The sequence below is a fragment of the Brevibacterium renqingii genome (assembly GCF_017808095.1).
GTDB classification, from domain to species: domain Bacteria; phylum Actinomycetota; class Actinomycetes; order Actinomycetales; family Brevibacteriaceae; genus Brevibacterium; species Brevibacterium renqingii.
Genome location: NZ_JADBHG010000009.1, coordinates 1 through 20,990, shown reverse-complemented (window position 1 = coordinate 20,990; position 20,990 = coordinate 1). Strand labels below are relative to the sequence as shown.

The window sequence follows — 20,990 nt, the reverse complement described above, 5'->3', positions numbered from 1 at the left end:
CGACAATGGGATTCTTTTCTCGCCTGCTCAACCGCCCCGGCTCCCATGCGGAGAAGACAACGGGCTGGTTCGAGCGAGCGACCGATGACCTCGCCGCAGCCGGACGCGAATTCGCCGAGCTCAGCGACGAAGAGCTCACCGAAGCTGCTGGAGAGGTCTTCGCCTCCGGCTCGCAGCAGAAGACGCTGACCCGGTTCTGCGCTCTTGCCCGCGAAGCCGGAGAACGCGCTCTCGACGAACGCGCCTACGACACCCAGATGCGCGGGCTCGTCGGACTCCTGCAGGGCAGCGTCGTGCAGATGGCCACCGGCGAGGGCAAGACCCTCGTCGGGGCACTGGCCGCTGCCGGCTATGCCCTGCAGGGACGCCGGGTCCATGTCGTCAGCGTCAACGACTACCTCGCTGTCCGCGACCGCACATGGATGAAGCCGCTGTTCGACCTCCTCGGAGTGCGGTCTGCGGCGATCTCGGGGACGCAGGGCGATGCCGAGCGTCGTGAGGCCTATCGAGCCGAAGTACTCTACGCCTCCGTCACGGAGGTCGGGTTCGATGTGCTGCGCGACCGATTCATCACCGACGATGCGGATCAGCGAGTGCCCGAGCGCGATGTCGTCATCGTCGACGAGGCTGATTCCGTGCTCATCGACGAGGCCCGGGTGCCCCTGGTGCTGGCCGGCTCGGCCCGCGTCGAGGACGCTGACGAGACCATCGCGGCGCTCGTCGCCGACCTCACGCCGGAGACCGACTTCGAGATCAGCACCGACCGACATGCGGTGTCGCTGACCGACGCCGGAGTCGACCGCGTGGAAGCCGAGCTCGGGGTCGAGCTCTTCGGTGAGGACTCCGAGACCCTGGCTGCCGTCAATCTCGCCCTCTACGCGCGAGCGCTGGTCAAACGCGATGTCGACTACCTCGTCGTCGACGGACGCATCAAACTCATCTCCTCCTCCCGCGGTCGTGTCGCCGAACTGCAGAGGTGGCCCGACGGACTGCAGGCCGCCGTCGAGGCGAAGGAGAGCCTCGGCACCACCGACAGCGGGGAGATCCTCGACCAGATGACCGTCGAGGAGCTCATCCACGGCTATGAGACCGTATGCGGGATGACCGGCACCGCACTGGCCGTCGGTGACGATCTGCGGGAATTCTACTCGCTCGAGATCGTTCCCATCGACACCCACCTGCCGGTCATCCGCATCGACGAGCCCGACCGCCTCTTCACCTACCAGGAGTCGAAGGAACGCGCGATCGTCGAGGAGGTCGCGGAGAACCACGGACGCGACCGCCCCGTGCTCATCGGCACCTCCTCGGTGGCCGAGAGCGAGTCCCTGGCTCGGCGATTGGGCGAACGCGGAATCGAGGTCGCGGTGCTCAATGCTAAGGACGATTCGCGAGAGGCCGAGATCATCGCCCGTGCCGGTGCCCCCGGTGCGGTGACGGTGTCGACCCAGATGGCCGGGCGCGGCACCGACATCCGCCTGGCGAACGAGGAGGTGGCCGAGGCCGGCGGACTGCTCGTCATCGGCGCAGGTCGCTACCCTTCGTCGCGCCTCGACGATCAGCTGCGCGGTCGCGCCGGTCGTCAGGGCGATCCGGGCACTTCGGTGTTCTTCACCAGCCTCGAGGACGAGCTGCTCACTCGTGTGCCGGAGATCCAGCGCTTCGTCACCGAAGGCGACGAGACCGGGCTGATCGAATCCAAACGAGCCCGCGGGCTCGTCGAACACGCCCAGCGGATCGCCGAGGGCCAGAACACCGCCCTGCACCGTGACACCTGGCGCTTCAACGAGCTCATGGCCAAGCAGCGCGATCTCGTCCTCGAACGCCGCGCCGAGATCCGCAAGGACGAAGAGCCGGTGGCCCAGCTGCGGGCCGAGATCGGCGAGCGGGCCGACGAGATCGTCGAGCAGCAGTCGGAGGAGATCCTCGACAGCGTCCTGCGCGAGGTCATGCTCTTCCACCTCGATGCCCGCTGGGTCGACCACCTCGCGTTCCTCAACGATCTGCGGGAAGGAATCCACCTGCGCACCTTCGCCAGGGAGAAGCCGCATGAGGCCTTCAATGCGGAATCCATCCGCGTCTTCTCCTCGTTCTGGTCCGATGTCATCGCCGATTCGGCGGCCACGATCGCAGAGGCCGAGATCACCGCCGAGGGCATCGACCTCGACTCGCACGGTCTCAAGCGACCGTCGTCGACGTGGACCTATCTGACCACGGAGAACGCCTTCGGCTCGGACATCGAGAACATCGTCAAGAAGGTCAAGCGCTGAGGACGGCAGGGGTCGCCGCCCCGTGATCAGGAATCGGCGACGACCCCGCGTCGGATCGCGTTGACGGTGCGGCGGATCCGCACCGCAGTGTCCTCCTCGGCGACCTCGGCGATCTGACCGAGCAGGTCGAGGCTCTGCTTGGCCCAGCGGACGAAGTCACCGGCGGCGATATCGCTGCCGCGCAGAGATTCGGACAGCGTCTTGCCCTCGGTCCACCGGTACATCGGAGTGATGAGCCCCCGGTCCGGTTCCTCCGTGGTCGCCAGCGCGTGCTGCTCCTCGAGATGGAAGAGGCGCCGCCAGATGTTCTCGGACTCATCGCAGACGGTCTTGAGGTCGGCACTGGGCGCCCGATGCGCATGCAGGGTGTCTCTGCGGGATTGGAAGACGAAGTTCGAGGCGAAGGCCGCGAGTTCGGGCTCATTGAGCCGGTCCCAGAGCCCCGCGCGGATCGTCAGCGCCACGAGCAGATCCCGCTCGCCGTAGATGCGGCGCAGCATCGTCGAATGCTCCGGTTCGAAGCCGAGCCCCCGCAGCACGTCCTGGACCCGCTCGAACACCAGCGCGATCGAGGTCGTGCGTCCTTCGATGCGGGCGATGAGCGAATCGTTCTCCCTGATGAGCTTGTCGGCCCGGTTGGCCCACCGCGCATGCATCTCCCTATCGGGGCAGTCGTGACAGGGGTGGGCGCGCATCTGCGCCTGCAGTTCCGAGACGGTCGTGCTCACCCCCTGCCCGTCGCGCGCCGATTCCCACTGCGCATCGGGATCGACCCGGCCGTCGTCGACGGCCTGTTCGAGGATGGACAGCAGCTGCCGCCGGTCGCCGGCCTGGCGGTGATTGAATTTCTTCGGCACTCGGATCCGGCCCTGCGCGGCGACCGGTTCGGTGACTTCGTGCGGACGCAGATGCCAGACCTTGCCCTGTTCGGTGAGCACTGTCGGCAGCCTCGAGGTGCCGTCGCGATTGCTCATCGGGGAGATGATGACGGCCCGGCCCCCGACGCGTTTGGCGGGCATGGTCACGACATCGCCGATCTTCAGCGCAGTGAGCGATTCGACGATATCGCGTTGGCGGTTGCGCGAACGCGTTCTCGTCTCCTGCTTCTGAGTCTCCGAGATCGCGCGGCGCAGTCGGGCGTATTCGGCGAAGTCGCCGAGCTCGCAGTGCATGGACTTCTCGTAGGCTTCGATCGTCGCTTCGTTCTTGCGCACCTTGCGCGCCAATCCGACGACCGCCTTGTCGGCCTGGAACTGCGCGAAAGAGGTCTCGAGGACCTTCGCCGCTTCGGCAGAACTCATCCGGGAGAGCAGATTCGCCGTCATATTGTAGGTGGGCCCGAAGGCCGAGTTGAGGGCATAGGACCGGTTCGAGGCCAGGGCCGCGAGCTCGCTGACCTCGACGGTGGGGTGCCAGACGACCACCGAATGCCCGATCCGGTCGATGCCGCGGCGCCCGGCCCGGCCGGTCAGCTGGGTGTACTCGCCCGGAGTGATCGTCACATGGGCTTCGCCGTTGAACTTCACGAGCTTTTCGAGCACGACGGTCCGGGCAGGCATATTGATGCCCAGGGCCAGCGTCTCGGTGGCGAAGACGACCTTGATGATGCCCTGCGAGAACAGGTCTTCGACGAGCTGCTTGAACTGCGGGATCATACCGGCGTGGTGCGCGGCCACTCCGAGCAGCAGCCCCTCCCGGAAGGTGTGGAAGCCGAGGATGCCCAGGTCCTCTTCGGCGAGCTCCTCGCGCAGCGACCCCAGCGCGGCGTTGATGATCGTCTTCTCCTCCCGCGAGTTGAGGTCGACGCCGGTGCTCAGGTACTGCTCGACGGCCTCGTCGCATCCATTGCGGGAGAAGATGAACATGATAGCCGGCAGCATGGCCGCCTCGGCGAGGGAGGACACCACCTGCGTGCGGCTGGGACGGCGGAACCGGGCCCGCGTGGCTCGGGCGCGCTTCGACCTCGGACCCCCGTGGGTCCGTGTCGCGTGGTTGAGCGCAGGGTCGATGCGATCGGAATCCGAGTGAGTGAACAGGTCGAACATCCGATGCCCGACGAGCACGTGGTTGACCAGCGGCACGGGACGATGGCTCGTGGACACGATCGTCGTCGGTCCTCTCACCTCTCGCAGCCAGGCCCCGAACTCCTCGACATTGGACACCGTGGCCGACAGCGAGACCATCTGGACGCGGTCGGGCAGATGGATGATGACCTCTTCCCACACCGGGCCGCGGAAACGGTCGGCCAGGTAGTGGACTTCGTCGAGGACGACGAATCCGAGATCGGTCAGACCCGCCATGTCGTTGTAGAGCATATTGCGCAGCACTTCGGTGGTCATCACGATGATCGGCGCGTCTCGGCGGATCGAGGTGTCGCCGGTGAGGAGACCGACGTTCTCGGCGCCGTGGACCTCGGAGAGGTCGTTGAACTTCTGGTTGCTCAGTGCCTTGATCGGCGTCGTGTAGAAGACGCGTTTGCCTTCGACACGGGCCAGTTCCACAGCGAATTCGGCGATCAGGGTCTTCCCGGAGCCGGTGGGCGCCGTGACGAGGACGTCCTCGCCTTCCTGCAGATGGCTGCACGCCTCGACCTGGAAATCGTCGAGCTCGAACTCGGTTCGAGCCATGAAGCGGCCCAGCGGCGTGCGCGCGAAATCGGCGCGCGCCCGGAAATCGGCATACGCCTCGGCGGGGCTCAGCGTGTCCTCCGCAGGCGTTCGGTCAGTGTGGTGCGTGGAATCAGTCATTCTTCTCTTCGTCGGTGAATTCGTTCGGGTCGACCCACAGGCCCTGTGCGATGAGGCGCTTCCTGCGTCGTCGGTCGTTGAGCACGCAGACCGCCCAGGCCAGGCAGAACAGCGTCATCATGGGAATGACCAGGAAGAACATGGACATGGCATCGGGTGTCGGGGTGGCGATCGCAGCGAACAGGAACACGAGCATGACGATGATGCGCCAGGACTTCTGGATCCTCTCGGCCGAGAGGATGCCCAGCATGTTCAGCCCCACCATGAGGACCGGGAGGACGAATGCGAGGCCGAAGACGACGATGATGATCATCACGAAGCTCAGGTAGTCCTGAGCGGGGATGATGTTCGTTCCGCCCTCGGGTGTGAAGGAGGTCAGCGCCTTGACGGCATTGGGCAGAGCGAAGAACGCCATCGTCGAGCCGCCCAGGAAGAGAGGGATCGCCGCACCGAGGAATCCGAGGGAGTACAGCTTCTCCTTCCGTTTGAGCCCGGGCACGATGAAGGCCCAGATCTCGTAGAGCCAGATGGGGCAGGAGATGAAGAGGCCGATGAAGAAGGAGAGCTTGATCTTCAGATCGAAGGGTGAGGCGACTCCGGCGAAGTTGATCTCCGCCATCCGGCCTCCATCCGCGCGGATGGTCCGAATCGGCTCCTGCAGGATGTCGAGGACAGGATCGTAGAGGAACCAGCCCGCGACTGCGCCCAGTGCGATGGCGATCGCAGCGATGATGACTCGGTTGCGCAACTCGACGAGATGCCCGACGACGGGCATCTTCTTCTCAGGATTGCTCTTCCGTGAGCGAGAGGGCTTCCGCTGACTGTTCTCTTTCACTTCTCGTGTGACTGCGGGTCCTGCTTCTCTCGTCGCGACTGCTCGGTGCCGGTGGTGCTGTCGGCGGCTGAGGACGAGTCGGTCGAGGAATTCCTGTTCAGCGCTCCCGGCTCAGTGGTCTTGTCGGTATCGTCCTCGTCCCGCAGGTCCTTGACCTCGGACTTGAAGATCTTCATCGACTGTCCCAGGCTTCGGGCCAGCTGCGGCAGTTTGGGCGCGCCGAAGATGATCACGATGATGAGGATCACGATCGCGATCTGCACGAAACTTGGTTTCATTGGGAGCTCCTTGGATTGTTGCGGCTGCGAACGATTCTACGCTGTGCGGCTGAGCCTTTCATCCTCATCCGCAGGCTTCATCGGCTCAGCCGAGACGGCGCAGTGCCGCCGCCACCGCCTCGGTGTCGTCGATCTCCGTGATCACGTCGGCATGGCAGAGCAGGAATCGGCTCAGCCAATCGACGGAGTGGACGATGAGACGGATGCGCACGTTCGTCTCCCCGCTGTCGAAGTATTCACGTTTCGTCACATCGAGTTCATCGGCCAGCCATGCTCCGCGGGCGGACAGTCCGAGGGTGACCTCGTGGGAGTCCGTCGTCGTCTCGTTCACCGACAGGGGCGGATGACAGGCCCGCTCCCAGGAGCGGATGCTGCCGAGGGCGAAGCGGCGCGGCGCCCCGGCCGAATAGCACCAGGCATCGACGTACCAGTCGGAGCCGGGAACCAGGCGGGTCGGCGCTATCGTGCGTCGGGTGAGTTCGTCCCGCGATCCGACATAGTAGTCGATCGTCAGTGCCGCCTCCTCGTCGATCGCCTCCTTGAGCACTGCCAGGAGCTCCTCGTCGGTGTCGATGGGACTGACGTCGACCGAGGTGCGCAGGTTCTCCCCTGCCGCTCGCCGCAGCTTCTCCGCCGCGGTGGCCACCGCGGCGGAATCGAGTCCGGGCAGGGACGAGAGCAGCTCGAGGGCGAGGACGAGGACGCCCGCCTCTTCGGCGCTCAGGCGCACCGGAACGGAGACCTCCTCCGCGTTGGAGATGAAGATCTGCCCGCCTTCCCATGAGGCGTCGATGAGGTCATCGGGCATATGCCCGGGACGGCCGGTGACGAAGAGCAGCTGGAGGTCGTCGATGAGGGTGTCGGAGTCGATGCCGAAATAGGCGGCGGTCTCCTCCAGGTCCGCACCGGGATGGGCATCGAGATAGGGCACGAGGCTGAGCAGCCTGGTCAGCCGCTCACGCGCTGAGGACACTGGCACCTCCCAAGCGTCTGAGAGAGTCCCGGATCGTCTCGCGCCGCTCGTCGACGGCACGGACGAGTTCGGGCGGCGCGAGAGCCTCGACGGCATCGCCGAAGCCGATGATCTCGGCCGCCAGCGCATGGGCATCACTGAATTCGATGATGACGGCACCGTCCTCGGTGCGCACCTGCCGGCGTCTCAGCGGATCGGCGCGATGAGCGGCGATCGACAGCTTCGCCTCGGCGACCACGGCCATCTCCGAACTCGACTGCAGCGCCAGGTGCGGGGAGAAGTCCTCGGGGATCGAATAGTCCCCGGGCTCGCGACCGCCGAGTTTGGCGATTCCGCCCTCGACTCGGGAGAGACGGAAGGTGCGCTGCGCCTGACGGTCGAGATCGAATCCGAAGAGGTAGACGCGGTCGCCGCGGCTGAGCAGCGCGTAGGGTTCGAGACGCACCTTCCGTGCGCTCTGCCCGGGCTTGTGATACGTGAACCCGACGGCCTCGCGTGCGTTGATGTGATGCAGCGCAGAGGCGAAGTTCGCACTGGCGAGTCTCCTGGCCGCCGTCCCCGGATCGATCGGTCCCTGCCCGGCACCGTCCTCGTCGAGGTCGATGCCCAGGGCCCGCAGCTTCGTCAGCGCCTGGGCGCTCGAGGCGCCGAGGTCGGTCTCGGACCAGAAGGCCGCCGCCACGGTCACGGCGGCGACCTCGGCCGCGGTCAGATCGACCAGGTCCATGGCGTAATCGGCCGCGGAGATCCGGTACCCGGTCTCCCCCGCGTCGCCATAGGCATCATGCCCGGCACGAGTGGCGATGGTGATGCCCATGTGTCGCAGCAGGTCCTTGTCACGGGAGAACTTGCGGTCGAAGGCGACCTCGTCGAGGCCGCTGTAGCCGTCGATGGCGTTCATCAGCGTCGAGCGCGAGACCCAACCGCGGGAGGCGCGCAGAGCGATCAGCAGGTTCAGCAGACGTTCGGTCTGCTGTCTCTGTCTGCTGGGACGGGGTGTGTTCACGATTCCACCGTAACTTAGGCCGGGCGATAGTCTTGGGACCATGATTCATTGGCGCAAAGGAATCGCCGCCGCGATTCGCTCCACCCGGCCAGGATACACAGAGACCGAGGTCGACCTGGACCGACCGCTGCCGGGCACCGATGTGCGATCCATCCGCGCGATCGCCTACACAGACGCCGTCGGACATCCTCGGGTGGGAGATGCGGTCATCGTCAATGTCTCTGCTCTGGCCAAGCGGCTGGGCACCGGCGGCTTCGGACTCATCGTGGCCCTGCCCGAGGCGCTGCCGGCCGATCCGTCCCCGGGGCCCGGCCACCTGGTCAAGGACCGCTATTCGCCGCTGCAGACGATGGTGCTCGGTGTCGACGATCAGGAATCCGAGCACCATGCCACGCTCGCCGAGGCTGACGACCTCGAGGGGATGCCGGTGATCGTCGCAGACCTCCATTCGGCGCTGCCCGCCGCCATCGCCGGCATCCGCGCGGTCGATGAGTCCCTGTCCGTCGCCTATGTCCTCAGCGACGGTGCTGCCCTGCCCGCCGCGTTCTCCCGAGCCGTGGCCGGGCTGAAGGAGGCCGGGTGGCTGACCGGTTCGATCAGCACGGGGCAGTCCTGGGGCGCAGACCTCGAAGCCGTGACCATTCACACCGGGCTGCTCGCCGCTCGTCATGTCATGGGGGCCGATATCGCCGTCGTCGCCCAGGGGCCGGGCAATCTGGGCACGGGCACGAAGTACGGGTATTCGGGACTGGTCACCGGTGAGCACCTCAACGCCGCCGCCCTGCTCGGCGGCCGGCCCGTCGGCCTGCTGCGGATGTCGAACGCCGATGCGCGCGGGCGCCATTTCGGCATCTCCCATCATTCGCTGACTCCCCTGACCGAGGTCGCGCGGCCGGGGATGACCGTTCCTGTGCCCGATTTCTCCACTCTGAGCGCGGCGGAGCGCTCGGAGATGGATCCCGATCCGAGCATCGTCGACGACACCGTGGCCGAACAGCTGCAGGCCCTGGCCATGCACTCGCTCGTCGATGTCGACCTCACCGGGCTGTGGGAGGCGCTGCAGGACTCGCCCGTGGGCCTGTCGACGATGGGCCGGAAGCTGCCGGCTGATGCCGCATCCTTCCTCGCCGCAGCCGCCGCGGGTCGCTGCGCCGCCGAACTCTGAACGGGCGTGTGCCGCGCGCTGCCGTGTTCTCCCCTCCTGTGTTCGCCCGTGAATGCACCGGTGGCCGGACTCTGTCGAGCCCGGCCACCGGTGGTCGTGTCTCAGCGCATCATCGGGTGGTTTCCGCTCAGCGCACGTTCTCGAGATCGCAGACGAAGATCAGGCTCTCTCCGGGCCGGATCACTCCGCCGGCTCCCTGGTCGCCGTAGGCCAGATGCGGCGGGATCTGCAGGGTGCGACGTCCGCCGACCCGCATGCCCTGGATCCCCTGGTCCCAGCCGGAGATGACCATTCCCGAACCGAGTCGGAATTCGAGTGGTGTGCCGCGGTTGTACGAGGCGTCGAATTCCTCTCCCGTGGAATGGGCGACTCCGACGTAGTGCACGCTCACGGTGTCGCCGGGACCGGCCTCGGCGCCGGTGCCGATGACGTCATCGACGATGACGAGTTCGGTGGGTGCTGCGCCGCCGGGGAAGTCGACTTCCGGTTTCTGCTTGTTCATGGTTCCTCCTGTGGTGTTCGTGCGTCGGTGGTGTCCGAGGCCGAATGCGCTGCCGGCCGTCGGGGATGGATCAGCCCTGTGCCGAAAGGATGTCGATGACGAAGATGAGCGTCGCATCGCCAGGGATCGAGGGTTCGCTGCCCTGCTTTCCGTAGCCTTTGTCGGGTGGGACGATGAGCACGATCTGGCTGCCGACCTTGTGTCCGATCAGACCTTCGTTCCAGCCGTCGATGACCTGCGCCTCTCCGACCGGGTCGACGGCGAAGGGCTGACCGCCCTCCTTCCAGTTCGAATCGAAGGTCTTCGACGTGTCGTCCCAGAGCCAGCCGGAGTACTTCACCGCGACGCTCTGGCCCTTCTTGACCTCGGGTCCTTCGCCCTCAATGGTGGTATAGGTCTCGAGCTCCTCGGGCTTCTTGCCCTCGGGCTTCGAGATCGACGGTGCGCCGTCATCGGCCCATTTCACGGTCACGGGGCTGTCCGACTGGTCGGTCTTCTCTCCCTCGGCCCGTTTCAGCGGCTTCGTCGTCTTCTCCACGTCGATGACGTAGACCAGCGTCTGCGATGCCTCACCCTGCTGGGCGCTGCCGTTGAGCGACATCATCACGCGGGAGCCGACCTTGACGTCGATGAGCGCATCGTAGAGGTCGCCGGAGATCTGGGCCTTGTCCATCGGGAATCCGGCCGGTGAATCGGAGTCGTAGCTCGATTCGACGACCTCTCCGCTGGTTCCGGAGACGAGGGTCATCTGCGCCGTGACCTGCTCGCCCTCGGAGATCTTGTCGCCCTTGCCCTCTTTGAGCACCTTCTTCTCGGTCTCGTCGATCACCAGTGGGGCGTCGAAGCTGACCTCGGGCTTCTTCCCGATCTTGCCGTCGACGGTGACGTCGTCGAGGCTGGTCGACTTCGCATCCTGGGCGGCCACCGACGGCGGAGGCGTGGTCGAGTCCTGCGACTGATCGCCCTGACCGCAGGCGGACAGCAGCAGCAGACCCGCCGTGATGGCGCTGAGCACTGTGGTGCGCACTGGTTTCCTTTCGTCACGAATGGCCGCACCCGTACTGCTTCTCGGGCCGACCGCATCACAGGGTGATCTTACAGGCCCGCGATGAGAGTCTCCGCCTGCGGGTGCGAGGTGGCGAACGGGTCCTTGAGCGCCACGGCACGACCTGATTCGTCGTTGAGCCGCAGATGGACCCAGTCGACGGTGTAGTCGCGGCGCGCGTCATGCGCGGCGCGGATGAACTCACCGCGGATGGCTGCGCGTGTGCTCGCCGGAGGCAGGTCCTTGGCTCTCTCCACCGCCTCGGCGGGCACGAGGTTCTTGGCCATTCCGGCCGCTTCGAGCTTCGGGAACAGGCCGGTGGCCGGAGTGATGTCGTGGTAGGCGATGTCGAGGCGGTGCAGGCGCGGATCAGTGATCCTCTCGCCGCCCCGCGCCATGGATCTCTCGATGAGGGTGCGTTTCAGAACCCAGTCGATCTCGGTCTCGACAGCAGAGAAGTCCTGGGACTCCACGGCGGTGAGCATCCTCGTCCACAGGTCGATGACGTAGCGGGCGAGCTCTTCGTCGCCGAGGCTGTGATCGCCGGTCTCCACGAGGCGCTGCGCTCGGTCCCGATAGTCGGCCAGCAGCCGCAGCGGGGTGGTGGTCGAGCCGTCGGTGCGTTCGAGCACGACGCGGCCGGTGAGATCACGGGCGACGAGTCGGATGTCGCGCACCGGGTGGCGCAGTCCGTTCTCCGGGATCCGCGCCCCCTGCTCGATGAGGTCGAGCATGAGCACCGCCGACCCGACCTTGAGCGCCGAGGTGGCCGTCGACATCGACGAATCACCGACGATGACGTGCAGACGCCGGTATTTCTCTGCATCCGCGTGGGGTTCGTCGCGGGCGTTGATGATCGGGCGCGAGCGGGTCGTGGCAGAGGACAGCCCCTCCCACATCACATCCGAGCGGGCGGAGAGGCCGAACATCATCTCCGTTCGGTCCGCCTCCTCGTCGGGGGCGAAGGACGAACGGCGTGGGATGATGGCTCCCGCTCCGACGAGCAGCTGGCGGCTGACGAGGAAGGGCAGGAGCACCGTTGTCAGGCGGTTGAAGTCGAGAGTGCGGCGGATGAGGAAGTTCTCGTGCGAACCGTAGGAGTTCCCGGCCGCATCGGTGTTGTTCTTGACCATGTGCACCCGACCGCCGATCCCTTCGGCGTCGAGGGCGGTCTGCGCCTTCTCGAGCAGATCGGTCATGAGCGCTTCGCCCGCGCGGTCCTGAGCGAGCAGATCACCGAGGTCATCGCATTCGGCAGTCGCGTATTCGGGATGGGAGCCGACGTCGAGGTAGAGCCGGGAGCCGTTGGGCAGGAACACGTTCGACGAGCGTCCCCAGTCGACGACGGGCCGGAACAGGTAGCGGGCGATCTCCTCCGGTCCGATGCGCCGCCCGCCGTCTGCGGCGGTGTGAGCGAGTCCGTATTCGGTTTCGATTCCGAAGATGCGTGCCATTCAGTCCTCCCGCAGCGCACTCATCGCTGCTTCGTCGAGTCGGCGGAATGTTCTCTGCCTGCTCGTCGTACGGTCGAGGACGGCGGCTTCGAGGTCCTCGGTGGGCAGAGTCGAACGTGTGGCCGCGGCCAGCGCCGCCACACCGTGGTCGAACACGGCGGCGAGACCGAGTTCGGAGGTGCGCAGGCCGGCCAGTGATGCGGTGATCGCATCGGCCTGACCGCCGATGGCCACGTGTTCGGCTTCGTCGATGACCGAACCGTCGTAGCTGAGCCGGTAGAGCTGGTCGGATTCGGCGGTGATGCCGAGTTCGGCGACGACGAGTTCGACCTCGAAGGGCTTCGACTCAGTGGTGAATACCCCGGCCAGGGTCTGCGCGTAGGCGTTCGTCAGCCCCCGCGCGGTGACATCTGTGCGGTGATAGGAGTATCCGCGCAGATCCGCGTAGCGGACCCCCGCCTGTCGCAGCGTCTCGAATTCGTTGTACTTGCCGACGGCGGCGAACCCGATCCGGTCGTAGATCTCGGCGATCTTGTGCAGCGTCGGTGAGGGATTCTCCGCCAACAGCAGGATGCCCTCGTCGAAGCGCAGGACCACGACCGAGCGCCCACGCGCAATGCCCTTGCGCGCGAAATCGGCCCGGTCCTTCATCAGCTGCTCGGGCGAGACATAGAACGGCGCCTGACTCATGTCCGGTCCTTTCGCGGTGTGCCGGCGGCGCTCATGACCGCGCGCTCCGGGTCCGGCGGTCGACCACCTCGGTGGCGGTCTCCAGTACGGTGGCCGAGTCGATCTCGGTGACGCCGGAGTCGAGATCGACGGTGAAGATCGTCGGCGCGATCTGCCTGACGAAGTCCGGTCCCCCGGTGGCCGAATCGTCGTCGGAGGCGTCGAAGAGCGCCTCGACGGCCACGGTGATCGCCGCGGCGGTGTCGAGCTCGGCATGCCACAGCTTCTTCAGTGCCCCGCGGGCGAAGCCAGATCCGGAGCCGATGGCATGGAAGCGGTGTTCCTCGTACTTGCCTCCGGTGACGTCGAAGCTGAAGATCTGCCCGTGCGGGGTCGAGTCGTCGACTCCGGCGAACAGGGGCACGACGCTCAGACCCTGCATGGCCAGTCCGAGGTTGCCGCGCAGCATCGAGGCCAGGCGGTTGGCCTTGCCGTGCAGCGACAGTCGTGCTCCTTCGATCTTCTCGTAGTGCTCGAGCTCGAGCTGGAAGAGCCGGATGAGGTCGAGCGCCACGCCTGCGGTGCCGGCGATGCCGATGACCGAGAAGTCATCGGCGGCCTTCACCTTCTCCATCGAGTGGGAGGCGATGAGGTTGCCGATCGTGGCTCTCCGGTCCCCGGCCATGAGGATGCCCGCGGCGGTGCGGAAGCAGATGATCGTCGTGCCCTCCGGAGCCTGTTCGGCCAGGTCCCGGCCCGCGGTCTGCGGCAAGGCCTCGGGCGCCAGGGAGCGGGCGAGTTCGACGAACGAGTTGCTCGTCGAACTCAGAAATGCAGGAGGGAATCCTGACATCTCATTGGCCGCCCTTCTGGACGAAGTTCTTGACGAACTCCTCCGCATTGGATTCCAGCACGCCGTCGATCTCATCGAGGATGGAGTCGACGTTCTGGGTGTTGATCTGCCCCTGTACGGCCTCCGGCGGATCGACGGGTGCGTCTCCCCCACCGCTCGTTCTGTCTCTTTGGAACTGTTCCTGCGAGCTCATCTCACACCCCTTCAGTCGTTCTTCACTGTCAGTCTATCCACTCCGAGTGCCTGCAGCAGACCCTCGGCGGATTCGATTCCCGAGACGCGTTCGGCGAGCAGCTGCCGGGTGCCCTTGAGCGGTTCGCGCATCGGCAGTCGGACGATGCCGAAGTCTCCGGCGTTGAGCACGAGGGAGTCCCAGCTGGCGGCCACGAGATCCTCACCGAGCTGGTTGACCGCCACCGATCGGAGGAAGGCACGGGTGCCGTCGGGCGCATTGACCACGGCCGTCTCGACTTCGGCATCGGTGGTCATCCGACGGATCCGTCCGGCACGTTCGAGCTTGTGGAACAGCCCCTTCTCGGGCCGCACATCGTGATACTGGACGTCGATGAGCGCGAGCTTGGGGTGATCCCAGTCGATGCCCTCCCGGGAACGGTAGTGCTCCAGCAGCACCCATTTGGCGACCCAGTCGATGGAGTCGGCCAGACTGCGGGGGTCGTCGGCCAGTCCGTCGAGGAAGCGCCTCCACTCGGCGAGCACCTCTGCGGTGTCGGCATCATCGGGATCGGCGTGTGCGCTGCAGGCGGCATAGTAGGTCTCTTGGATCTCGAGCGCGGTCATCGTCGAGCCGTCGGTCAGCGGCAGCTGCGCACTGAGGCTGAGGTCGTGGCTGACGGTCTGCAGCGAGGCCAGCGCATCGGCGAGTTCGATCCGCGGGGCCAGGCCGGCCTCGATGAGACCGAGCACCAGAGAGGTGGAGCCGAACCGCACGAAGGTCGCAGGCTCGGCCATGGTGGCGTCGCCGATGATGATGTGCAGGCGACGGTACTTCGCCGGGTCGGCATGCGGTTCGTCACGGGTGTTGACGATGGGGCGGCGCAGGGTCGTCTCCAGACCCACCTCGGCTTCGAAGAAGTCGGCGCGCGACGAGATCTGGTAGCCCGGGAGCTCACCCTCGCGTCCGATGCCCACGCGTCCGGATCCGCAGAGGACCTGGCGGCTGACGAAGAACGGGATGAGTCCGGCGGCGATGTCATCGAAGTCCACCCCGCGGTCGACGAGGTAGTTCTCATGGGTTCCGTAGGACGAGCCCTTGGAGTCGGTGTTGTTCTTGTACAGATTGACCGGTTCGCCGGACTTCTCCAGGGCCCGCACCGAAGCCAGGGCCACAAGGTCTCCGGCCCGGTCGAAGGTGACGACATCGCGGGGCGTGAGCACCTCCGGCGAGGAGTATTCGGGGTGGGCGTGGTCGACGTAGTAGCGCGCACCGTTCTCCGTGACCACATTCGCCAGGTACTGCGCCTCGACGTCGTCCTGGGGGATGTGGGTCAGCTGCGAGGAGTCGGCGTCGGCGATGTTCATGAAGAATCCGCGGGCGTCCGCCAACGGGGACTCGGTGGCGAAGTCCCAGAAGTTCTGGGAGGACCTCAGACCGCGAGGACCGGCGTAGGCGTCGACGACACGCGCCGAGTCACGCATCGGATTCGCTCGCGGGTTCCCCGGCTGGCTGAGACCGAACTCGGTCTCCGAACCCATGACACGCTGGACTCTGAGCATCTGAACTTCCTCCAAGGTCTAGACTCGGGGACGTGGCAACGAAGAAATCTCATCTCCCGATCGCACTGATCGTCGACCTCATCCTCGTGGTCCTCTTCACGATCGTCGGTCACTACACACATTCTCACAATTTCGATCCGCAGGGGCTGATGACCACAGCGTGGCCGTTCGTCGCCTCACTGGTCCTCGCCTGGCTGCTGACCGCCGTCTGGGACCGGCCGATCTCTCCGCTCGCCACGGGCACGGGGGTGTGGGCGGTCACCGTCCTCGTCGGGCTCGTGCTGCGCGGTGTCACCGGTGCCGGCGGAGAACCGGGCACTGTGCCCGTGAGCTTCATGATCGTGGCCACCACGCTCAATCTCATCACTCTCGTCGGTTGGCGCATCATCGCCTCCGCCGTCGCCGGCGGTTCGGGACGCCGCGGACGCAGCCGCTGAGCGCAGCCCTCCACGGGCTCCGGACGGCCGCAGGCCGCCGACGACCTCGGACGTCGGCGGCCTGTACGGCTCAGACGAGGTCGGAGTTCGGGCGCACCTCGGAGATCTCGGTCTCATAGGGCACCGCGGGGGCTCCCCTGGTCGTGTCGAGGTGAATCATCCGCAGGTGGGTGACGCGTTCGCCCTTGCGTCCGGAGATCCGCGCCCATTCGTCCGGATTCGTCGTGTTCGGCAGGTCTTCGTGCTCGCTGAACTCCTCGGCGATGGCGCCCTCGAAGTGTTCGGCGCGCAGACCGCGCTCACCCGTGTCGAGCAGCGACTTGATCGCGGACTTCTTCGCCCGATCGACGATGTTGTGGATCATGGCACCGGAGGCGAAGTCGGAGAAGTGCAGCACTTCCTGTGACCCGTCCGCATAGCTGACTTCGACGAATTCGTTCTCGGGTGTTTCGGAGTACATCCGCTCGACGCAGAACTCGATGAGGGAGGCGACCGCCTCGGCGGAGTCCGGGTGACCTTCGAGCACGCTGCTGTGCAACGGCAGCTCCGGGGTGAGGTACTTCTCGAAGATGTCGCGGGCGGCTTCGACGTCGGGGCGTTCGATGCGGATCTTGACGTCCAGTCGGCCCGGGCGCAGGATCGCCGGGTCGATGAGGTCCTCACGGTTCGAGGCGCCGATGACGATGACGTTGTCGAGCTGTTCGACGCCGTCGATCTCCGTCAGCAGCTGGGGCACGATCGTCGTCTCCACGTCCGAGGACTTGCCGGTGCCGCGGGTGCGGAAGAGCGACTCCATCTCGTCGAAGAACACGACGACGGGGAATCCGGCGGAGGCCTTCTCCCGAGCTCGGGCGAAGATGAGGCGCAGCTGGCGCTCGGTCTCGCCGACGTACTTGTCGAGCAGCTCCGGGCCCTTGATGTTGAGGAAGTAGGTCTTCCGGGACTCTTCGCTGGTGCGGTCGGCCAGCGAGTTCGCCACGGCCTTCGCGATGAGAGTCTTCCCGCAGCCGGGAGGACCGTAGAGGAGTATGCCCTTGGGCGGTTTGAGACCGTGCTCGGTGTAGAGCTCCGGGTGCTCGAAGGGCAGCTCGACGGCGTCCTTGATCTGACCGATCTGGTCGGCGAGACCGCCGATGTCCGAATAGGTGATGTCGGGGACCTCTTCGAGCAGCAGTGAGGACACCTCGGGCTTCTCGACGACCTGCAGAGCGTAGTGGGTCCGGGTGTCGACGACGACGGCATCGCCGACGCGCAGGCCCGAGTCGATGAGGTCGGCTGCGAGGACGAAGACCTGTTCGTCATCACCGGGGGCTCCGACGAGGATGCGGCGGTCGTCGACGAATTCGCGGACGTTGACCACCGAACCCACGGACGGGAAGGCGCCGGTGCCGATGACGACGAGGCCTTCGGACAGGAGCACATCGGCACCGGCCCGCAGCCCGGCGGGATCGACCTCCGGGGCGATGGCCACACGCATGCGGCGACCGCCGACGATGACGTCGGCGGCCACGCCCTTGTCGTCGACGGCGACGAGGGTGCCCCAGTTGTTCGGCGGCTCGGTCAGACGCCGAGCCTCCTCTTTGATCCGGCCCAGTTCCTCGCGGGCCGTGCGAAGGGTCTTCGACAGGGCCTCATTGCGCTTGCCTGCGCTGTAGAGCTGTTGGCGCAGTGACGCGGTGTCCTCGCGGAGACGCTTCACCTCGGTCGTGGTCTCTGTCATCGATCCTCCTTCGGCGCAGTGCTGTTCGTGTTCGGGCTGTCTGTGTCAGCAGCGGCGCGGGTCGTGCCCGCGGCAGCGCCGCCGCTGCCGTCGTCCCCGGTGCGCAGCCGCTTCCCCGCTTCGCGCACCACCCGCCGCAGCTTCTTGCCGTGAGCGGTGCGCGTCCCGATCGCGTGCTCGGTGACCTCGCCGCCTGTCCAGGCCTCGACGTCCTCGGGCGCTGCGGCGGCACCCTGCGGGCGCTTCTTCTTCTCCAGCGGAGCGACACCCTCGGCCATCCGCCGGGCCATGATGAGGAACCCGGTGTGGGCGATCATGCGGTGGTCGGGGCGGACAGCGAGTCCATCGGCATGCCATCCGCGGACCATCGCCTCCATGGATTCGGGTTCCGCGAACCGCTGCGAGGCCCGGACGGCTTCGACGAAGCGGGACAGCTGCGGGACGGTGGCGACATAGGCGATGACGATGCCGCCCGGTGCCAGGGCCCGGCTCACAGCCTCGAGGGTGTTCCACGGAGTGAGCATATCGAGGACGACCCGGTCGACGGAACCCGGGGCGAAGGTCTGCGGGAGCGTCTCTGCGAGGTCCCCGACGGTGACCGACCAGTTCTCCGGCTCTCCGTCGAAGAAGTCCGCGATGTTCCCCGCGGCGATGGTGGCGAACTCCTCGCGCAGCTCGAAGGAATGGACGGAACCGGTGGGACCGACGGCACGCAGCAGCGCCATCGACAGGGCTCCCGAACCGACTCCTGCTTCGACGACGGTGGCACCGGGATGGATGTCGCCGAGGGTGACGATGAGTCCCGAGTCCTTCGGGTAGACGACCGCGGCTCCACGCGGCATCGAGAGCACGAAATCCTCGTAGCGAGGTCGGAAGACCTGGAAGTCCACTCCCCCGGAGTTCGAGACGATGATCCCCTCTGTGCGTCCGATGATGTCATCGTGGCTGATCAGGCCCTTGTGCGTGTGGAAGAGCTCGCCAGGGGCGAGCACGAACGTGTGCATGCGCCCTTTGGGATCGGTGAGCTGGACCTTTTCGCCCCGGGTCAGGACGCGCGGAGGGCGGGAATGGAGTGCCTGAGTCATGATGAGTCCACTCTACGCTGGTGAGGATTGCCTCACACAACCGGCTCAGGCTGCGAGAAGCTCGTCGAAGAACTCCTGCAGATCGATCACGCCGATGAGCGTGTTGCCGTCCATGACCAGGCTGAACTGCGCCTTGGGCCGGTGCGTGAGCGATTCGAGCAGGTGCGGGGCGGTGATGTCCTTGGGCACGCCGATCCACCCGGCCAGGGGACGGGCGACTTCGCCCGCAGGCACGGCTTCGAGGGTCTCTGCGAGCCGGCCCGCGGCGGCGTGGCGGTCGACGAGCCCGTAGGGCAGCCCGCTCTGGTCGAGTACGACGATGAGGGTGCGTTCCTTCGCGTGGCCGAGCGTGTTCGCATAGTCGAGGGTGTCCGCGAGGTCCGCGTCCCAAGTGGCGGCGATCGCCGGCTGGATGACCTGGGACAGATCGTAGGTCTCCATCTTCCTCGCGCGTTTGGCGTGCGTGGCCGCATCGCCTGCGGAGAACCACAGCATGATCGCGATGAGCGACATCCACGCCACGGTCAGCGGTTCCGGCCGTTCACCGGCCAGCAGCGGAGTGATCACCGACCACCCGATGAAGCCGATGGCGATGATGCGTCCGACCCAGCTGGCCACGATCGTGCCCAGGTACTGGGAGCCCGTGATGCGCCACATGATCGCCTGCAGCGCCCAGCCGCCGTCGAGCGGGATGCCCGGCAGCAGGTTGATCGCGCCGAGTGCGACATTGGCGAAGGTGACCGCGATGAGCAGCAGCCACGGCACGGAGGTGGGTGTGGCCGCATTCAGGCACCACCATCCCAGCAGAGCGAGGACGATGTTGACGATCGGACCGACGATGGAGATGACGAAGCTCGTGGTCGCGGCCTTGTCGCGGGGATTGTCCACCTGGGGTTCGAACCGCGTGAAGCCGCCCCAGATGTTGAGCTCGATGGCCGCGACCTTCTGGCCGTAGAACTGCCCGGCCACACCGTGGGCGAGTTCGTGGAGGAACACCGAGGCGAAGAGGAGCACCGCATAGGCGAATGCCACGAACCAGGCTCCGATGCCCAGGTCCGGACGGACCTGGTTGAGCCATGGGGTGAACAGAATGGTGATGACGATGGCGGCGAGGAACCACGACCAGGCCAGGATGACCGGCGCACCGAGGATGGTGCCCAGGCGCAGACCCGAGGACGCACCGGGCTGGTGGTTTTTCGCGGCCATTGAAGGGATTCCTCCGGTCGGTGTCGTGGTGATCGATCCACTGAGTGTCGGTTACTCAGCCTAACAGCGTCGGGCCCGCCGCCGCTGGTCGCCACGGCGAGTCAGTCCAGGTCGTTACAGTGGTGGTATGGCCGAGCTCACCAGTCTTTCGCCCTCCCGGGCCAATGACTTCATCCAATGTCCTCTGAAGTTCCGTTTCCGCAGCATCGATCGACTGCCGGAGCCGCCGTCCCAAGCGGCATTCCGGGGCACCGTGGTCCATTCCGTACTCGAGAAGCTCTTCACCGTTCCGTCTTCCGAACGCACGTCGGAGCTGGCTCAGTCGCTGCTCATGCCCGCCTGGAGCGAGCTCGTCGAGAAGGATCCCGGGGTGCTCGAGATCTTCTCCGCCGAATCGGAGAGGGAGACGTTCTTCACATCGGCACGCCGTCTCATCGACTCCTATTTCGTCCTCGAGTACCCGGAGCACCTCGAACCGGACGAGACGGAGAAGTTCGTGCGCACGACGCTCGACAGCGGTCTCGAGCTGCGCGGCTTCATCGATCGGGTCGACGTCGCACCGGGCGGTGAGAAGCGTCTGGTCGACTACAAGACGGGCAGACAGCCCAAGCCGCAGTACGGTCGCGAGGCACAGTTCCAGATGGGGTTCTACGCCCTCGTCGTCTACCGTCTCTCCGGTGAGCTCGTTCACACGCTGCAGCTGATGTACCTCGGTTCGCGCAGTGTGCTGAAATCACATCCGACGATGAGCGACATCGAACAGACCGAATTCGAGATCGATGCCATCTGGAAGGACATCGTCGCCTCCGCCGAGTCCGATCGGTGGCGTCCGAAGAAGTCACCGCTGTGCAATTGGTGCACGTTCAAACCGCTGTGCCCGGCCTGGGGGAACACTCCCCCGCCGACCCCGGAGATCACGAAGATCGTCGGCGCCTAAGTGTACTTCCCCGTGAGGTTGTGAACACGAGCTGATGGCGTGAGTCCACCGATGCCGGTATGGGGTCGGTGGAAATT

General features: G+C 66.0%; 19 protein-coding genes. 4 read left to right on the top strand and 15 right to left on the bottom strand.

Going from position 1 to position 20,990, the window contains the following annotated elements:
• The first annotated feature begins 5 nt into the window (after positions 1 to 5).
• Entirely contained in the window at positions 6 to 2,267 is a 2,262-nt protein-coding gene (secA2, locus tag IIE29_RS14665; protein ID WP_209326048.1) for an accessory Sec system translocase SecA2, read from the top strand.
• A 26-nt stretch (positions 2,268 to 2,293) separates the two neighbouring features.
• On the opposite strand, the gene IIE29_RS14660 is transcribed toward secA2, so the two are convergent.
• The 5 genes from IIE29_RS14660 to IIE29_RS14640 form a co-directional block, all read right to left on the bottom strand.
• Positions 2,294 to 5,014, bottom strand: coding sequence for a DEAD/DEAH box helicase (locus IIE29_RS14660; RefSeq protein WP_209326047.1), 2,721 nt, complete (start codon positions 5,012 to 5,014; stop codon positions 2,294 to 2,296).
• On the bottom strand, positions 5,007 to 5,849 hold the full coding sequence (tatC, locus tag IIE29_RS14655) for a twin-arginine translocase subunit TatC (protein WP_425491478.1): 843 nt from the start codon (positions 5,847 to 5,849) through the stop codon (positions 5,007 to 5,009). The genes IIE29_RS14660 and tatC overlap by 8 nt, the downstream gene beginning before the upstream one ends.
• A complete protein-coding gene (gene tatA, locus IIE29_RS14650; RefSeq protein WP_209326046.1) occupies positions 5,846 to 6,127 on the bottom strand; it encodes a Sec-independent protein translocase subunit TatA in 282 nt (93 codons plus the stop codon). Before tatA ends, tatC begins: the two co-directional genes overlap by 4 nt.
• Before the next feature lie 85 nt (positions 6,128 to 6,212).
• Complete coding sequence (locus tag IIE29_RS14645; protein WP_209326045.1) at positions 6,213 to 7,100, bottom strand: WYL domain-containing transcriptional regulator; 888 nt, start codon at positions 7,098 to 7,100, stop codon at positions 6,213 to 6,215.
• Positions 7,084 to 8,106 (bottom strand): helix-turn-helix transcriptional regulator, encoded by a 1,023-nt coding sequence (locus IIE29_RS14640; protein WP_343071918.1) that lies wholly within the window; start codon positions 8,104 to 8,106, stop codon positions 7,084 to 7,086. The genes IIE29_RS14645 and IIE29_RS14640 overlap by 17 nt, the downstream gene beginning before the upstream one ends.
• Positions 8,107 to 8,146: 40 nt before the next feature.
• On the opposite strand from IIE29_RS14640, the gene IIE29_RS14635 reads away from it, so the two are divergent.
• A complete protein-coding gene (locus IIE29_RS14635) occupies positions 8,147 to 9,271 on the top strand; it encodes a DUF3866 family protein (RefSeq protein WP_209326044.1) in 1,125 nt (374 codons plus the stop codon).
• 127 nt (positions 9,272 to 9,398) lie between these two features.
• On the opposite strand, the gene IIE29_RS14630 is transcribed toward IIE29_RS14635, so the two are convergent.
• The 7 genes from IIE29_RS14630 to dop form a co-directional block, all read right to left on the bottom strand.
• On the bottom strand, positions 9,399 to 9,773 hold the full coding sequence (locus tag IIE29_RS14630; protein ID WP_209326043.1) for an FKBP-type peptidyl-prolyl cis-trans isomerase: 375 nt from the start codon (positions 9,771 to 9,773) through the stop codon (positions 9,399 to 9,401).
• A 70-nt stretch (positions 9,774 to 9,843) separates the two neighbouring features.
• Entirely contained in the window at positions 9,844 to 10,800 is a 957-nt protein-coding gene (locus tag IIE29_RS14625; RefSeq protein WP_343071917.1) for an FKBP-type peptidyl-prolyl cis-trans isomerase, read from the bottom strand.
• A 68-nt stretch (positions 10,801 to 10,868) separates the two neighbouring features.
• A complete protein-coding gene (gene pafA, locus IIE29_RS14620) occupies positions 10,869 to 12,272 on the bottom strand; it encodes a Pup--protein ligase (RefSeq protein ID WP_209326042.1) in 1,404 nt (467 codons plus the stop codon).
• Positions 12,273 to 12,962, bottom strand: a complete 690-nt coding sequence (prcA, locus tag IIE29_RS14615) for a proteasome subunit alpha (protein ID WP_209326041.1) — start codon at positions 12,960 to 12,962, stop codon at positions 12,273 to 12,275.
• A 31-nt stretch (positions 12,963 to 12,993) separates the two neighbouring features.
• Positions 12,994 to 13,794, bottom strand: a complete 801-nt coding sequence (gene prcB / locus IIE29_RS14610) for a proteasome subunit beta (RefSeq protein WP_209326040.1) — start codon at positions 13,792 to 13,794, stop codon at positions 12,994 to 12,996.
• Between the two features lies 1 nt (position 13,795).
• Positions 13,796 to 13,987 carry a ubiquitin-like protein Pup gene (locus IIE29_RS14605; RefSeq protein ID WP_209326039.1) on the bottom strand — a complete coding sequence of 64 codons (192 nt, stop codon included), beginning with the start codon at positions 13,985 to 13,987 and terminating at the stop codon, positions 13,796 to 13,798.
• Positions 13,988 to 13,998: 11 nt separating this feature from the next.
• A complete protein-coding gene (gene dop, locus IIE29_RS14600) occupies positions 13,999 to 15,528 on the bottom strand; it encodes a depupylase/deamidase Dop (RefSeq protein WP_209326038.1) in 1,530 nt (509 codons plus the stop codon).
• Positions 15,529 to 15,560: 32 nt separating this feature from the next.
• On the opposite strand from dop, the gene IIE29_RS14595 reads away from it, so the two are divergent.
• Positions 15,561 to 15,965 carry a DUF3054 domain-containing protein gene (locus IIE29_RS14595; RefSeq protein ID WP_209326037.1) on the top strand — a complete coding sequence of 135 codons (405 nt, stop codon included), beginning with the start codon at positions 15,561 to 15,563 and terminating at the stop codon, positions 15,963 to 15,965.
• A 70-nt stretch (positions 15,966 to 16,035) separates the two neighbouring features.
• Here the strand turns inward: IIE29_RS14595 and arc are convergent, their stop codons facing one another.
• Genes arc through IIE29_RS14580 form a run of 3 tightly spaced genes read right to left on the bottom strand, consistent with a single transcriptional unit; the run spans position 16,036 to position 19,976 of the window.
• Positions 16,036 to 17,685 carry a proteasome ATPase gene (arc, locus tag IIE29_RS14590; protein ID WP_209326036.1) on the bottom strand — a complete coding sequence of 550 codons (1,650 nt, stop codon included), beginning with the start codon at positions 17,683 to 17,685 and terminating at the stop codon, positions 16,036 to 16,038.
• On the bottom strand, positions 17,682 to 18,770 hold the full coding sequence (locus IIE29_RS14585) for a tRNA (adenine-N1)-methyltransferase (RefSeq protein WP_209326035.1): 1,089 nt from the start codon (positions 18,768 to 18,770) through the stop codon (positions 17,682 to 17,684). Before IIE29_RS14585 ends, arc begins: the two co-directional genes overlap by 4 nt.
• Before the next feature lie 45 nt (positions 18,771 to 18,815).
• The gene (locus IIE29_RS14580) at positions 18,816 to 19,976 is read right to left on the bottom strand and encodes a site-2 protease family protein (protein ID WP_209326034.1); all 1,161 of its coding nucleotides are present in this window, start codon (positions 19,974 to 19,976) and stop codon (positions 18,816 to 18,818) included.
• Between the two features lie 127 nt (positions 19,977 to 20,103).
• On the opposite strand from IIE29_RS14580, the gene IIE29_RS14575 reads away from it, so the two are divergent.
• On the top strand, positions 20,104 to 20,913 hold the full coding sequence (locus IIE29_RS14575; protein WP_209326033.1) for a RecB family exonuclease: 810 nt from the start codon (positions 20,104 to 20,106) through the stop codon (positions 20,911 to 20,913).
• Positions 20,914 to 20,990: the final 77 nt, after the last annotated feature.

What these genes read in the sequence shown, in the direction of transcription:
- secA2 (WP_209326048.1), top strand. Translation starts at nt 6, where the DNA reads ATGGGATTCTTTTCTCGCCTGCTCAACCGCCCCGGCTCCCATGCGGAG.
- IIE29_RS14660 (WP_209326047.1), bottom strand. Translation starts at nt 5,014, where the DNA reads ATGACTGATTCCACGCACCACACTGACCGAACGCCTGCGGAGGACACG.
- tatA (WP_209326046.1), bottom strand. Translation starts at nt 6,127, where the DNA reads ATGAAACCAAGTTTCGTGCAGATCGCGATCGTGATCCTCATCATCGTG.
- IIE29_RS14635 (WP_209326044.1), top strand. Translation starts at nt 8,147, where the DNA reads ATGATTCATTGGCGCAAAGGAATCGCCGCCGCGATTCGCTCCACCCGG.
- IIE29_RS14630 (WP_209326043.1), bottom strand. Translation starts at nt 9,773, where the DNA reads ATGAACAAGCAGAAACCGGAAGTCGACTTCCCCGGCGGCGCAGCACCC.
- pafA (WP_209326042.1), bottom strand. Translation starts at nt 12,272, where the DNA reads ATGGCACGCATCTTCGGAATCGAAACCGAATACGGACTCGCTCACACC.
- prcA (WP_209326041.1), bottom strand. Translation starts at nt 12,962, where the DNA reads ATGAGTCAGGCGCCGTTCTATGTCTCGCCCGAGCAGCTGATGAAGGAC.
- prcB (WP_209326040.1), bottom strand. Translation starts at nt 13,794, where the DNA reads ATGTCAGGATTCCCTCCTGCATTTCTGAGTTCGACGAGCAACTCGTTC.
- IIE29_RS14605 (WP_209326039.1), bottom strand. Translation starts at nt 13,987, where the DNA reads ATGAGCTCGCAGGAACAGTTCCAAAGAGACAGAACGAGCGGTGGGGGA.
- dop (WP_209326038.1), bottom strand. Translation starts at nt 15,528, where the DNA reads ATGCTCAGAGTCCAGCGTGTCATGGGTTCGGAGACCGAGTTCGGTCTC.
- arc (WP_209326036.1), bottom strand. Translation starts at nt 17,685, where the DNA reads ATGACAGAGACCACGACCGAGGTGAAGCGTCTCCGCGAGGACACCGCG.
- IIE29_RS14585 (WP_209326035.1), bottom strand. Translation starts at nt 18,770, where the DNA reads ATGACTCAGGCACTCCATTCCCGCCCTCCGCGCGTCCTGACCCGGGGC.
- IIE29_RS14580 (WP_209326034.1), bottom strand. Translation starts at nt 19,976, where the DNA reads ATGGCCGCGAAAAACCACCAGCCCGGTGCGTCCTCGGGTCTGCGCCTG.
- IIE29_RS14575 (WP_209326033.1), top strand. Translation starts at nt 20,104, where the DNA reads ATGGCCGAGCTCACCAGTCTTTCGCCCTCCCGGGCCAATGACTTCATC.